At 69.3% G+C, this 12,849-nt stretch carries 11 protein-coding genes; 7 read left to right on the top strand and 4 right to left on the bottom strand.

Annotated elements, in window-relative coordinates; genetic code table 11:
• Window positions 1-54: 54 nt before the first annotated feature.
• The 3 genes from ABTV10_RS00390 to ABTV10_RS00380 form a co-directional block, all read right to left on the bottom strand.
• Window positions 55-1,728 carry a succinic semialdehyde dehydrogenase gene (locus tag ABTV10_RS00390; RefSeq protein ID WP_499031774.1) on the bottom strand — a complete coding sequence of 558 codons (1,674 nt, stop codon included), beginning with the start codon at window positions 1,726-1,728 and terminating at the stop codon, window positions 55-57.
• Entirely contained in the window at window positions 1,682-2,599 is a 918-nt protein-coding gene (locus tag ABTV10_RS00385; RefSeq protein ID WP_499031771.1) for a hypothetical protein, read from the bottom strand. Before ABTV10_RS00385 ends, ABTV10_RS00390 begins: the two co-directional genes overlap by 47 nt.
• A 326-nt stretch (window positions 2,600-2,925) precedes the next feature.
• Window positions 2,926-4,524, bottom strand: a complete 1,599-nt coding sequence (locus tag ABTV10_RS00380) for an acyl-CoA synthetase (RefSeq protein ID WP_499031769.1) — start codon at window positions 4,522-4,524, stop codon at window positions 2,926-2,928.
• Between the two features lie 165 nt (window positions 4,525-4,689).
• Here ABTV10_RS00380 and ABTV10_RS00375 point away from each other — a divergent pair, with 165 nt between their 5' ends.
• The 7 genes from ABTV10_RS00375 (at window position 4,690) to rraA (ending at window position 11,478) form a co-directional block, all read left to right on the top strand.
• Window positions 4,690-5,184 carry a DUF1877 family protein gene (locus ABTV10_RS00375; RefSeq protein ID WP_499031767.1) on the top strand — a complete coding sequence of 165 codons (495 nt, stop codon included), beginning with the start codon at window positions 4,690-4,692 and terminating at the stop codon, window positions 5,182-5,184.
• A gap of 101 nt (window positions 5,185-5,285) precedes the next feature.
• Window positions 5,286-5,930 (top strand): TetR/AcrR family transcriptional regulator, encoded by a 645-nt coding sequence (locus ABTV10_RS00370; protein ID WP_499031765.1) that lies wholly within the window; start codon window positions 5,286-5,288, stop codon window positions 5,928-5,930.
• An 82-nt stretch (window positions 5,931-6,012) separates the two neighbouring features.
• Entirely contained in the window at window positions 6,013-6,912 is a 900-nt protein-coding gene (locus ABTV10_RS00365; protein WP_499031763.1) for an ABC transporter ATP-binding protein, read from the top strand.
• On the top strand, window positions 6,909-8,540 hold the full coding sequence (locus ABTV10_RS00360; RefSeq protein ID WP_499031761.1) for an ABC transporter permease: 1,632 nt from the start codon (window positions 6,909-6,911) through the stop codon (window positions 8,538-8,540). Before ABTV10_RS00365 ends, ABTV10_RS00360 begins: the two co-directional genes overlap by 4 nt.
• Window positions 8,541-8,637: 97 nt before the next feature.
• Window positions 8,638-10,479 carry an AMP-dependent synthetase/ligase gene (locus tag ABTV10_RS00355; RefSeq protein WP_499031759.1) on the top strand — a complete coding sequence of 614 codons (1,842 nt, stop codon included), beginning with the start codon at window positions 8,638-8,640 and terminating at the stop codon, window positions 10,477-10,479.
• Window positions 10,480-10,567: 88 nt separating this feature from the next.
• Window positions 10,568-10,948 (top strand): DUF5313 family protein, encoded by a 381-nt coding sequence (locus tag ABTV10_RS00350; protein WP_433608840.1) that lies wholly within the window; start codon window positions 10,568-10,570, stop codon window positions 10,946-10,948.
• 59 nt (window positions 10,949-11,007) lie between these two features.
• Window positions 11,008-11,478 carry a ribonuclease E activity regulator RraA gene (rraA, locus tag ABTV10_RS00345; protein WP_430334976.1) on the top strand — a complete coding sequence of 157 codons (471 nt, stop codon included), beginning with the start codon at window positions 11,008-11,010 and terminating at the stop codon, window positions 11,476-11,478.
• Between the two features lies 1 nt (window position 11,479).
• Here the strand turns inward: rraA and ABTV10_RS00340 are convergent, their stop codons facing one another.
• Window positions 11,480-12,781, bottom strand: coding sequence for an alpha/beta hydrolase family protein (locus tag ABTV10_RS00340; protein ID WP_499031755.1), 1,302 nt, complete (start codon window positions 12,779-12,781; stop codon window positions 11,480-11,482).
• Window positions 12,782-12,849: the final 68 nt, after the last annotated feature.

Below are 12,849 nucleotides of genomic sequence, written 5' to 3'. Positions count from 1 at the left end.
TACGCGTGATGCGCACGACGCCCGTTCTCGGTCGGTTCAGGGGATCGAGCCGGGTCAGCGCCCCGGCAGGTACTGCATCGCCTTGACGAACGGCGGCAGGATCTTGGCCCACACCTTGGCCGGAAGCCACCGCGGGCCACCGAGGTTGAGCACGCGGGTGGTTGCGACGGTCTGCGCCTCCGTGTACTTGAGCAGGCCGTCGTCGCCGTGCCGACGACCGACGCCGGACACGCCCATGCCGCCCATCGGGGCGGCGGTGCTGCCCCATGTCGGGGCGTAGCCCTCGTCGACGTTCACGGTGCCGGCCATGACCCGGGCCGCGATGGCCTCGCCCTCGGCCTTGCTGCCGGCCCACACACTCGCGTTGAGCCCGTACTCGGTGTCGTTGGCGCGGGCGATCGCCTCCTCCACGTCGGCGACCGGGTAGATCGAGACGAGCGGACCGAATGTCTCGTTCGCGTAGCACTCCATCTCGGGGGTGACGTCGGTGAGCACGGTCGGCTCGTAGAACAGCGGACCCAGATCGGGACGCGCCTTGCCGCCGGCGACCACGGTGGCGCCCTTGGCGATCGCGTCGTCGACGTGCCCGGAGACGGTCTTCACCTGATCCTCGGAGACGAGGCTGCCCATCTCGATGCCGAACTCGTAGCCGGGGGCCAGGCTGATGTTGCGCACCCGCTCGCCGAACATGCGGATGAACTCGGGCGCGATCGCCTCCTCGACGTAGATCCGCTCGACCGAGATGCACAGCTGGCCGGAGTTCGAGAAGCACGCGCGCACCGCGGCGTCGCTCACCTCGCGGAGGTTCGCTCCCGCCGCGACGATCATCGGGTTCTTGCCACCCAGCTCGGCCGAGAACCCGATCAGGCGACGTGCGGCCTGCTCGGCCAGCAGCCGCCCGGTGGCGGTGGAACCGGTGAACATCAGGTAGTCGGTGTGCTCGACGAGCGCGGTGCCGACCACCGAGCCGGGCCCGGGCACGACGGCGAACAGGTCGCGCGGCAGGCCCGCCTGGTACAGCAGCTCGACGCACGCGAGCGCGCAGTACGGGGTCTGGCTGTCCGGCTTGATCACCACGGCATTGCCCGCGAGCAGCGCCGCGATCGCGTCGGACACCGCGAGCGTCATCGGGTAGTTCCACGGCGAGATGACGCCGACGACACCCTTCGCGTGATGCCGGACGACGGTCTTGGTGAGCCCCGGCAGCATGCCTTGGACACGCCTGGGGCGCAGAAGCTTCGGGGCCAGGCGTGCGTAGTGGCGGGAGGTCATCGCAATGTCGAGGACTTCCTCCTGCGCCGACGCCCGGGACTTGCCGGTCTCGGCCTGCGCCATGTCCATCAGCGCGTCGCGGTGCTCGAGGACCAGGTCGCGGTAGCGCAGGAAGATCTGGGCGCGTTCGGCGGGCGACCGCTGCTCCCACGCCTTCTGGGCCACGCGGGCCCGCTCGACCGCCGAGATCGCGTCGGCCGCGGTGCCGACCGGGACGGTCGCGAGTTCGCGCCCGGTGAAGGCCTCGAGCACCGGACGCGTCGGCCGGGCCGCCGCGTCGGGGATCGCGATGAGACCGGCGAGGCGGGCGAATGTCGCCGCGGACGGAGCAGGCATGTTCGTACTCCTACTGGTGAGTAGATTTCGAGTTACACACAACCTACCCCGTCGGTGGCTGCCGTCACAGGGATCACGATCCGAGACTTCCGAAGCCTCCGAGCGATCCCAGAGAGCCACCGCCGGTCGCTGCCGCCGGGAACTCGACCGTGCCGGAGTAGGTGCGCGTGATCGCGCCGCTGCGCATCGTCGTCGCGGCCTGCCACGGCCCGGCCGGCAGATCGACGCTGTCGGGAACGAGGAACCGCACCTTGCCGACGGCGCCCGGCGCGACGGTCGTCGCCGCCGGGTACAACGGGCCGAGAGCGACGCCCTGCGGACCGACGAGGGTCAGCTCGCCGTCGACCTCGAGCGCCCAGGTGCCGGTGTTGCGGACGTCGGCCACGACGACCGCGCGGCCGGCGGAATCACGTTCGCCGGCGAGTCCGGAGATCGTGAAGTCGGCGGTCTTGCCGGTCGGGGGAACCACCGTCGGATACATGCGGACGCCGACGCGGGATGCCGTCATCAGTCCGGAGCCGTCGCCGGCGGCCTGCACCCACAGGACCCCGTACTGGGTCCCGGCGGGTGCATCCGCCGGGACGGTGATCGTCACGGTCACCACGGCTTTCGCGCCGGGTGCGAGCGAGAAGGTCTGCTTGTCCACGCTCGTCCAGCCGGTGAGGCGGTTGGTCGTCCCCCGGTCCTGGACCGTGAACTGACCACTCCGCATCGTCGCCGCGCCGGCGTACACCTCGATGGCCCGGGCCTGGACCGTGTCGTTCGAGACCTCCACGCGCTGACGGATGTCGCGGCCGGGCTGCACGTCGTCGAAGATGTGGTTCAGCGACGGGAAACCCTCCCCCGGCGAAGGATCCAGTAGTCGGACTCCGATGGAGCTGTCCGCACTCGTGGTGAGGACAGGATCGGCGTGGGCGACCGTCGTGGACGCCGCAACGATCGACGCGACCAAGGCCAGCAGCGCGAGCAACTGCCGCAGAACAGAACGCATGGAACACACCCTTCGTGGATGCCTGGTGGCGGGCGTGTGACCGCGCCGTCACCGGGGAGGAATCGGTCTACTGGACGGCGGAATGGGTCAGCACCGCACGGTAATTCCCGAGGGTCACCGCGCCCGCCGTGTAGGTCACGTCGGATCTGCGGATGATCGTGGGGCCATCCAGCCTGCCGTCCTACGCAACTCGTTCCTCCAGTGGGCTGTACGGAAAACAAGGGCTGCCGAGACGGTGGTCGAGATACGCTCGAAGCGACTCATTTCAACAAACAATTGGACGCTTGTCCACAATCCGACGCGTGGAGGAACAGGAAAGTCCTGGCTCAGACGGCCGAGACGACCTCCTTCGCCCAGCGGTAGTCGGCCTTGCCGCTCGGCGAGCGCCGGATGGCCGGGACGACGACCACCGACCGCGGGATCTTGTAGCCCGCGACGTGGGTGCGGCAGTGCTCGGCGATCTCGGCGGCGTCGGCGTCGGCGAAGCCGGGCCGCAACTGGACGACCGCCGCCACCTTCTCACCGAACCGGACGTCGGGCGCCCCGGCGACCAGCGCGTCGAGCACCGCCGGGTGCGTCTTGAGCGCCTGCTCCACCTCCTCCGGATACACCTTCTCGCCCCCGGAATTGATGCACGTCGAGCCGCGACCGAGGAGCGCGATGGTGCCGTCCGCCTCCATCCGCCCCATGTCACCGAGGACCGCCATCCGCACCCCGTCGACCACCGGGAACGTCGCGGCGGTCTTGGCCTCGTCGTTGTAGTACGCGACCGGGACGTGCCCCTTGCGCGCCAGGTAGCCCACCTCGTCGGAACCCGGCTCGATCGGCCGGAACTTCTCGTCCACGAGGATCATGTTGGGATTGGACCGGATTCGCTTGGTGCCGTCGTCGCCGAACTCCACGATGCCGTCGTTGCCCGTCTCCGACGCGCCGAAGGCGTCCTTGATGACCAGACCCGGAACCATCTCGCGCAGTTCGTCCTTGAGCTTCGGCGAGAACAGTGCACCACCGGAGCCCATCAGCTTCAGCGAGCTCAGGTCGTAGCGGTCGCCGCGCTCGCGGATCGCCTCCGCGATGGGGCGGGCGATGGCGTCCCCGACCACGGTGATGCCGCTGATCTTCTCGGCCTCGATCAGGCGCAGCACCTCGACGGGGTCGAAGGTGCGGGTGAGCACGCGTGGGGCCCCCATGAAGAACGCGGTGAGCAGCGAGTAGATGGCCGCGCCGTGCATGAGCGGCGGGATCAGCAGGTAGACCTGCGGATCGGTGTTGGCGACGGCGCCGGCCACGACCTCCTCGACCGAATGTCGGGGCGAGCCACCGATGTTCCCACCGGACAGGGCCGCGTAGTAGAAGTCCTCGTGCCGCCACACGACGCCCTTCGGCATGCCGGTGGTGCCGCCGGTGTAGATCACGAAGTGGTCGTCCGCACTGCGCGGCCCGAAACCGCGCCCGTCGGACTGCGTCGCGAGGGCGTCCTCGTAGTCGGCGACCGTCACGCCGTCGTACCCGGCGGGCAGACCCGCGTGCTCACCGACGACGAGGACGTGTCCGATCCCCGGCGCCTGCGGCAGCGCGGCCCCGGCCGGTGCCAGATACTCGTTCTCGACGATCAGCACGACGCTGTCGGAGTTCGTGTAGAGGTACACCAACTCGGCATCGGTGTAGCGGAAGTTGACGTTGATGGGAACGGCCCGGATCTTCATGCACGCCAACAGCGCTTCGACGTACTCCATGCGGTTGCGCATGTGGATCGCGACGTGCCCGCCGGGCTGCACCCCGACCGACTCGAGATGGTGCGCGAGCCGGTTGGCTCGCCGGTCCAGCTCGATGTAGCTGCGACGCTCGTCCCCGCACACCACCGGCACCCGATCGGGGATCGCGTCCGTGACGGCTTCGTACAGGTCGGCGATGTTCAGCGTCACGTAGGTCCATCCTCACTGTGCAGTGACCCGGATCACGGGTCCATTCGTTCGGGAAGCTAACACAGTCGAGCGTTTGACGGGGCCGAAATCCTTGTGCGGTTTCGCCGTCGAGATTCCCGTGCGACCGTTGCACAGTCGCGAAGATCGCACCGCTAGCGTGACCCCATGGAACTCGGAGTGCACTTCGCGCTTTCCGACCGCGTGGCGGCGGAACTTCTCGACGCTCGTGGCGACGACGGCAGACTCGGCGCGGTGGCTCGGGACATCGAAGAGATGGGGCGCTCCGAGTTCTCGTGCGACACCGACAAGGCGTGGGACCCGATCCTGTGTTCGCTCTCCAGTGCCGGGTACCAGCGCGCGCCCGAGAACTGGCCGGCGTACGGCGTGATCCTGGGCGACGAGGACCTCAACACCGACACCGACGACCAATTGATCACCTACCTGGCGCCCGGCCGGGTCGCCGAAGTTGCCGCGTACCTGGCCGGCATCACCGAATCCAAGTTCGGCGCGGGCTACGACGCGATGCCGCTCGACGATCGCAACCCCGAGTACGGCGCTGACGAACGCGCATACGCCTGGGATTGGCTGCAGGAAGTGATGGACTTCTTCGAGCGCGCGGCCCGCGACGACCGGCACGTGGTGTTCACCGTGCGGTTCTGACCGCCCGCTCGGCACCGTCGCACCGGTGGCGCCGTCAAGATGCCGTAAGGACGGGCCCGCGACCCTGTCGCTGCGTTGAACGCGCGCGTAGCATTTTGAACATGCGTTCAGCCATGGCTGTTCCCCCCGATCAGGACCTGAATACCCGGGCCCGAATCCGCGAGGCCGCCATCCGCGTGTTCGGCGAGCAGGGCTTCGGGGCCGGCGTGCGCGCGGTCGCGACGGCGGCGGGCGTCTCCCCCGGGCTCGTCAACCACCACTTCGGGTCCAAGCAGGGCCTGCGGGCAGTGTGCGACGAGCACGTCCTCGCCGTCATCGTCACCGAGAAACGCGACGTGCTGACCACACAGAACCCGGCCCGGATGCTGGCGTCGCTGAGCGCGGTCGAGCAGTACGCGCCGCTGGTCGCGTACCTGGTGCGGTCCTTCCAGGCGGGCGGCGAACTGGCCGTCTCGCTGTTCGAGCACATGGTCGCCGGGGTCGAGGAGTACCTCGAGGCCGCGGTCGTCGAGGGACGGGTGCGGCCCAGTCGCGACCCGTCCGCGCGGGCCCGCTACCTCGCGACGAACAGCCTCGGCGCGACGCTGCTGTACCTGCAGATGCACGCCGAACCCGACGGCTCCGTCGACTACGCCCGCGCGATTCGGGAGATGACCGACGAGGTCATGCTCCCCGCCCTCGAGGTCTACACCGAGGGACTGTTCACCGATTCGGCGATGCTCGACGCCTACACCGGCGACAGCTGAAGGGACCCTTCAGCTTCTGGCAGCGCACAAAGGGTCCCTTCAGCTCGACAAGGGGCCACCACCCACCTCCCGAGGAGAGGGCATGACCACGATCATCGAAGTCGACAAGCTTCAGAAGTCGTTCGGGACCACCCGGGCGCTCGACGGCCTGGATCTGACGGTCGGCGAGGGCGAGGTGCACGGGTTCCTCGGTCCCAACGGGGCCGGCAAGTCCACCACCATCCGGGTGCTGCTCGGCCTGCTGCGCGCGAACGGCGGCACCGCGACGGTGTTCGGCCGGGACGCGTGGCGCGATGCCGTCGACCTGCACCGCGACGTCGCGTACGTGCCCGGCGACGTGACGTTGTGGCCGTCGCTGACCGGCGGGGAGATCATCGACCTGCTGGCCCGGATGCGCGGCGGCCTCGACCCTGATCGGCGCGCCGACCTGATCGAGCGTTTCGACCTCGACCCGCACAAGAAGGCGCGCTCGTACTCGAAGGGCAACCGGCAGAAGGTAGCGGTGATCTCGGCGTTCTCGTCCCGCGCCCGGCTGCTGCTGCTAGACGAGCCCACGTCGGGTCTGGATCCGTTGATGGAGAAGGTTTTCCGCGACTGCATCGCCGAGGCCGGGGCCCGTGGCGTGACGGTGCTGCTGTCGAGCCACATCCTGTCCGAAGTCGAGGCGCTGTGCGAGAAGGTGACCATCATCCGGGCCGGGAAGGCGGTCGAGAGCGGTTCCATCGCGTCGATGCGTCACCTGAGCCGCACGTCGATCACGGCCGAACTCACCGGTGACCCGGGCGATCTCACCCGGATTCCCGGTGTCGAGGACGTCCGGATGGACGGCAGCACGCTGCACTGCCAGGTGGACGCCGACAGCCTGGGCGCGCTGATCCGCACGCTCGGCGACACCGGCGTGCGCAGCCTCGTCAGCACACCGCCGACCCTCGAGGAGCTGTTCCTGCGGCACTACGAACTCTCGGAGGAGGTTCCGGTATGACCACCACCGCGGCGCCGACCGTCGTCCATCCGGCGGCACCGGCGTCCTCGCCGCTCACCGGCACCGGAGCGCTGCTGCGGCTGGCGCTGCGACGCGACCGGGTGATCCTGCCGCTGTGGTCGATCACCGTCGGCCTGCTGCCGATCGTCTACGGCAAGGCGATCATGGGGCTGTACACCACCCAGAGTCAGCTCGACGCCTTCGCGACGTCCACCGCGAGCTTGAAGTCCGAAATCGCTTTGGTGGGACCGATCTTCGGCTCCAGCGTCGGCGCATTGACGACGTGGCGCGCCGGTTACCTGTTCACGTTCGTCGCCGTCGCCGTCATCCTCACGCTCGTCCGGCACACCCGCACCGAGGAGGAGACTGGCCGCACGGAACTGCTCGACTCGACGGCGGTCGGCCGGTACGCGGGGCTCACCGCCGCGCTGTTGGTGGCCGGCATCGGGACCACGATCAGCGCCGTGCTGGGCGCCGCTGGGCTGATCGCGATCGGCATCGGCGGCACCGGCGCGGTCGCGTTCGGTGCGGCCGTGCTGGGCGCGGGTGCGGTGTTCGCCGGCGTCGCCGCGGTCGCCGCTCAGGTGAGTACCGGCGCCCGTCTGGCTCGTGGCCTCGCGTTCGCGGTGCTCGCTGTGGCCTTCCTGCTCCGCGCCGTGGGCGACGCCGGATCGGGGACGCTGTCGTGGCTGTCGCCGATCGGCTGGGCCCAGCAGGTGCGCCCGTACGCCGACGAACGTTGGTGGGTGCTGCTGCTGCCGGCCGTCACCACCGTCGTACTCGTCGCCGGCGCCTACCGATTGCTCGCGCGCCGCGACCTGGGCGCCGGGCTCGTCGCCGAACGACCCGGACCGGCGACGTCGCCGCCGTCGCTCTCCGGTCCGATCGGGCTGGCGTGGCGCTCGCAGCGCGGCCCGCTGCTCGCGTGGACCGTGGGACTGACGGTGTTCGCGCTCGTGATCGGCGGCGCCGCGCACGGCGTCAGCGATCAGCTGGGAGGCAGCACGGCCGTCACGCAGGCACTGGCGCGGCTCGGCGGTGCGCAGGCGATCGAGGACTCGTTCATCGCCCTGGGCTTCACCATCTTCGGGCTCGTCGCCGGCGCATACTCGATCTCCGCGACACTGCAATTGCACGACGAGGAGGAGTCCGGTCGCGCCGAGTCCGTGCTGGCGGCGGCGATCACGCGGCCGCGGTGGGCGATGAGCCACATCCTGTTCGCGCTCGCCGGCCCCGCCGTCGCGCTCACTGTCGCCGGCGTGGCGGCCGGGATCGCGTACGGGGCCTCCATCGACGACGTCGGTGGACAGGTGCCGCGCATCCTCGGCGCCGCGCTGGTGCAGCTGCCCGGTGTGTGGCTGCTGACCGGTATCGCCGTCGCGATGTTCGGGGTAGTGCCGCGGTTCGCGCCCGCCGCGTGGGGCGTCTTCGGTGCGATGATGGCGCTGTACGTGTTCGGCATGGTCGCCGACCTGCCCCAGCCGCTGCTCGACCTCGTGCCGTTCCTGCACCTGCCGCGCCTGCCGGGCGCCGAGTTCCGGGCCGCGCCGGTCGTGTGGTTGCTGCTGATCGCCGCGGCCCTGACGATCGTCGGGCTCGCCGCGCTGCGTCGGCGCGACGTCCGCTGACCACCGCCCGGACGGGAATTCACGTCACGCTTTCGAGACCGAACCGTGCCGTGAATTCCCGTTCAGGGGTTGCGTCGGGGTTCCTAGACTCGGAAACATGACAGCTTCGCGCGCGTCAGACGAGGTCGTGGACTGGTCCAAGATCAAGGAGCGGGCGCCGTCGGTTGCTCAGCTGTTCGTCGACCGGGTAGCCGCGACACCACAATCCGAGGCCTTCCGTTATCCCAGTGGCGACGGGTGGACCAGCGTCACGTGGTCGGAGGTGGGCCGTCGGGTCCGCACGCTGGCCGCCGGCCTGATCGCGCTCGGCGTCGAATCCGAGCAGCGCGTCGCGCTCGCGTCCGCCACCCGCTACGAGTGGGTGCTCGCCGACCTCGCGGTGATGTGCGCCGGCGCCGCGACCACCACCGTCTATCCCACTACTACGGCATCCGACGTCGCCTTCATCGTCTCCAACTCGGGCAGCCGCGTCGTCGTCGCCGAGGACGAGGCCCAGCTCGCCAAGCTCCGCGAGCACCGCGACGAACTGCCCGACGTACAGCGGGTGGTACTGATCGACGGCACTCCCTCCGACGACGAGTGGGTGATCGGCTTCGACGAACTCGAACGGCTCGGGGACCGACTGCTCGCCGAACGCCCGACCGCCGTCGACGAGCGCATCGCCGGCATCTCCCCGGACAGCCTCGCCACCCTCATCTACACCTCCGGCACGACTGGCCGGCCCAAAGGCGTGCGGCTGCCGCACTCGGCGTGGACGTACGAGGCCGCATCGATCGATGCGGTCGGCATCCTCGACGCCGACGACCTGCAGTACCTGTGGCTACCGCTGTCCCACGTGTTCGGCAAGATCCTGCTGACCCTGCCACTGCAGATCGGGTTCGCCACCGCCGTCGACGGGCGCGTCGACATGATCGTCGACAACCTCGCGGTCGTGCGGCCGACCTTCATGGGTGCGGCGCCGCGCATCTTCGAGAAGGCGTACGCCCGGATCATCGGCACGGTCAAGGACGAGGGCGGCCTCAAGAAGAAGATCTTCGACTGGGCAATCGGCGTCGGGCTCGCCGAGTCCAAGGCACGGCAGGCCGGAAAACCGCTGTCCCGCATGCAGAAGGCACAGCACGCCGTCGCCGACCGGCTGGTGTTTCGAACGATCCGCGACCGGTTCGGTGGTCGACTGAAGTTCTTCATCTCTGGGTCAGCGGCACTGGATCGCTCTGTGGCGCAATGGTTCGACGCCGTCGGCATCGTCATCCTCGAGGGCTACGGGCTGACCGAGACCAGCGCCGCGTCGCTGGTGAACCGGCCGTCCGCGTACCGGTTCGGGACCGTCGGCTGGCCCATCCCCGGCACCGACGTGAAGATCGCCGGCGACGGCGAGATCCTGATCAAGGGTCCCGGCGTGATGAGCGGCTATCACCACAATCCCGAGGCTACGACCGAGTCGCTCGACGCCGACGGCTGGTTCCACACCGGCGACATCGGCACGATCGACGCCGACGGCTTCCTCCGGATCACCGACCGCAAGAAGGACATGTTCAAGACGTCGAACGGCAAGTACGTGGCGCCGTCCGCGATTTCTGCGACGTTCAAGGGCATCTGCCCGTACGTCGGGGAGATCATCGTGAGCGGCGAGGGCAAGTCGTACTGTGTCGCCCTCATCAGCCTCGACGGCGAGGCCGTCTCCGAGTGGGCAGTCGAGAACGGCATGGGCGACAAGCCGCTGCGCGAGATCGCCACTGCCGAACCGACCGTCGCGATGATGAGCGCCTACGTGGACCAGCTCAACGCCGGCCTCAACCGCTGGGAGCAGATCAAGCGGTTCACCATCCTCGAGCGCGAACTCACCGTGGAGAACGGCGAGATCACCCCCAGCATGAAGCTCAAGCGCAAGAAGGTGGTCGACAACTTCGCCGACCGCATCACCGAACTGTACGGCTGAGCCCCGGCACGTTCGATTCTGTGACCGCAACACTGTTCGGGCCGGTACGGGTGGATTTTCCCACCGACACCCGTTCTACCCTGGACCCATGTCGGCACCTCAACGCCCCACCTTCGGGCAGTACGTGGGATACCAGTTCGGGCGGACGCTGCCGCCTTCGCTGCAGGACTGGGTCCGCAACGATCTCGTAGGCCCCGGCGCCTCGGCGCGCTACCTGATCCGGTTCACGGTGCCGGTGCTGCCGATCCTGGCGTTGTTCCTGCTCATCCCCGGTCCGGTCTGGATTCCGCTGGCGATGATGGCGCTGCTGTTCATCCCGCTCGTGTACTTCGCGATCGCGCTGATGCGGGTGTACCGCCGGCACCGGCTGCAGAGCCACGGACTCGATCCCGAGCTGGTCGCCGAGAAGGCGCAGCGGCGCGCGGAGTGGATCCGCGACGACTACGAGCGGCGCCACGGACGCGGCTGACCAGCCAAGTTACCGAACGGTCAACTAAGGTACGGAGGAACCGACGAAGGGAAGTAACCATGAGCGAGCCGGTGGCCACCGCCGACTTGGCCGACGAGATCGGCCCGGAGATCCGCAGCTGCGACACCCAGTTCATCCAGTTCGGTGCGCGGGCGGCGTTCTCCGGCCCGATCACCACCATCAAGTGCTTCCAGGACAACCTGCTGGTCAAGCAGACCCTCAGCGAGCCCGGCAACGGCGGCGTCCTGGTCGTCGACGGCGACGCCAGCGTGCACACGGCCCTCGTCGGCGACATCATCGCCGGACGCGGCGTCTCCAACGGCTGGGCGGGCGTGATCGTCAACGGCGCGGTGCGCGACTCCGCGATCCTGCGCACCCTCGACATCGGCATCAAGGCGCTCGGCACCAACCCGCGCAAGAGCACCCAGACCGGCTCCGGCGAGAAGAACGTGCCCGTCTCCTTCGGCGGCGTCACCTTCAACCCGGGCGAGACGGTCTTCAGCGACGACGACGGCGTCGTCGTCCGCTGACTCAGACGCGTCGCAGGTGGCCGGCGGTCCAGTCGGCCACCAGCGACAGCACCTCGGCGTCCACCGGGGCGCGCACGAGCCTCCGGTACACGCCCAGCGACGGCGGGTTCGGATCCCGCCGGAGCAGGTGCGTCAGATCCGGGACCCGCACGGTGTCCACCTCGCCCGGGACGAGTCGGGCTATCACCGCGAGATCGTCCGGATCCACCTGGATGTCCTTCGCGCCGGTGATCGCCAGAACCGGCGAATAGTTCTCCTTCAGAAGCGGTTTCGGATCGAAGTCCAGGAATTCCCGGAACCACCGCGCATTCACCTTCCGCGCGCCGAATCGCGCGACGTCACCCTCGCTGCGGGACAGCTTGGCGAAGGCCTTGCGCTGCCTGGCCCGCACGTCGATGCGCAACACGCGCAGGATCCATCGCACCGCGCGCGGTAGCCCCTCGACCGCCTTGTCCGACTGCCACAGCAGCACGTCCCGTCCGGTCGCCGCGGGCCCCGCCAACAGCACCACCGCCGCCGGTGTGCCGCCGCGGCGGGCCCCGAGGCACATCGCCAGGCACGCGCCCTCGCTGTGCCCGACGACCGCGACCGCGTCCCTCGCGAATCCCCCTGTCGTGACCAACCATTCGACCGCGGCAGCAGCGTCCTCCACGTTGTCGTCGAACCCCGCCGTCATAAAGTCCCCGCCCGAGGCGCCGACGCCGCGTTTGTCGTACCGCAACGACGCCACCCCGTTCCGCGCCAGGGCGTGCGCGAGCGCCCGACTGATCCCGATCGGCATCCGGGGGTGGTCGCCGTCCCGGTCGATCTCGCCGGAACCGCCCACGACCAGTGCGACCGGACCGGGCTCTCCTCCGCTCGGCACCGCGAGCGTGCCGGCCATCGTCGTCCCGTCGCCCGATTCGAACGTCACCTCCCGTTCGGTGAACTCGGGCCGGCCCGCCACCAGCACGTCCCGGACGCGCTGCGCGTCCGCCGTGGCGTCCGCGGTACCGACGATCACCTGGTCGAAGTCCGCGCCCGCCGCGGTACCCACGGTGTGCACCCGCACGGCGGGCACACCACGGCGCGCGACGGCGAACGTCCGCAGCCCCCCGCCGCGCCACGTGCCGATCCGGACCCGTCCGGGAATCGCCAGCCCCGGCGCACGCCAGCCGCGGATGTTCGCGAACGCGTCGGCGACGACGTCGACATCACGGACGTGCGCGAGCGGGACGGTGATGTTCCCGTGCAACCCCGCGATCTGCTCCCCACGGGACAGCCCGACGGTGAGCGCGGTCGGGGTCACCCTCATCTCGGCCATGGTGTACCTCCGTCCACCCGTTACCCGCCGGACAATTCGGACCGTTCGACGCGGGATCTCCCTCCCGA

The sequence above is a fragment of the Paraburkholderia sp. RHO2 genome, from assembly GCF_050955445.1.
GTDB lineage: Bacteria > Actinomycetota > Actinomycetes > Mycobacteriales > Mycobacteriaceae > Prescottella > Prescottella agglutinans_A.
This window is presented reverse-complemented; position numbering and strand designations above follow the sequence as displayed.

Excerpts from the sequence above, each read along its gene's own strand:
- ABTV10_RS00385 (WP_499031771.1), bottom strand. The coding sequence starts at position 2,599 with ATGCGTTCTGTTCTGCGGCAGTTGCTCGCGCTGCTGGCCTTGGTCGCG.
- ABTV10_RS00355 (WP_499031759.1), top strand. The coding sequence starts at position 8,638 with ATGACAGCTTCGCGCGCGTCAGACGAGGTCGTGGACTGGTCCAAGATC.
- ABTV10_RS00340 (WP_499031755.1), bottom strand. The coding sequence starts at position 12,781 with ATGGCCGAGATGAGGGTGACCCCGACCGCGCTCACCGTCGGGCTGTCC.
- ABTV10_RS00350 (WP_433608840.1), top strand. The coding sequence starts at position 10,568 with ATGTCGGCACCTCAACGCCCCACCTTCGGGCAGTACGTGGGATACCAG.
- ABTV10_RS00375 (WP_499031767.1), top strand. The coding sequence starts at position 4,690 with ATGGAACTCGGAGTGCACTTCGCGCTTTCCGACCGCGTGGCGGCGGAA.
- ABTV10_RS00360 (WP_499031761.1), top strand. The coding sequence starts at position 6,909 with ATGACCACCACCGCGGCGCCGACCGTCGTCCATCCGGCGGCACCGGCG.
- ABTV10_RS00365 (WP_499031763.1), top strand. The coding sequence starts at position 6,013 with ATGACCACGATCATCGAAGTCGACAAGCTTCAGAAGTCGTTCGGGACC.
- ABTV10_RS00370 (WP_499031765.1), top strand. The coding sequence starts at position 5,286 with ATGCGTTCAGCCATGGCTGTTCCCCCCGATCAGGACCTGAATACCCGG.
- rraA (WP_430334976.1), top strand. The coding sequence starts at position 11,008 with ATGAGCGAGCCGGTGGCCACCGCCGACTTGGCCGACGAGATCGGCCCG.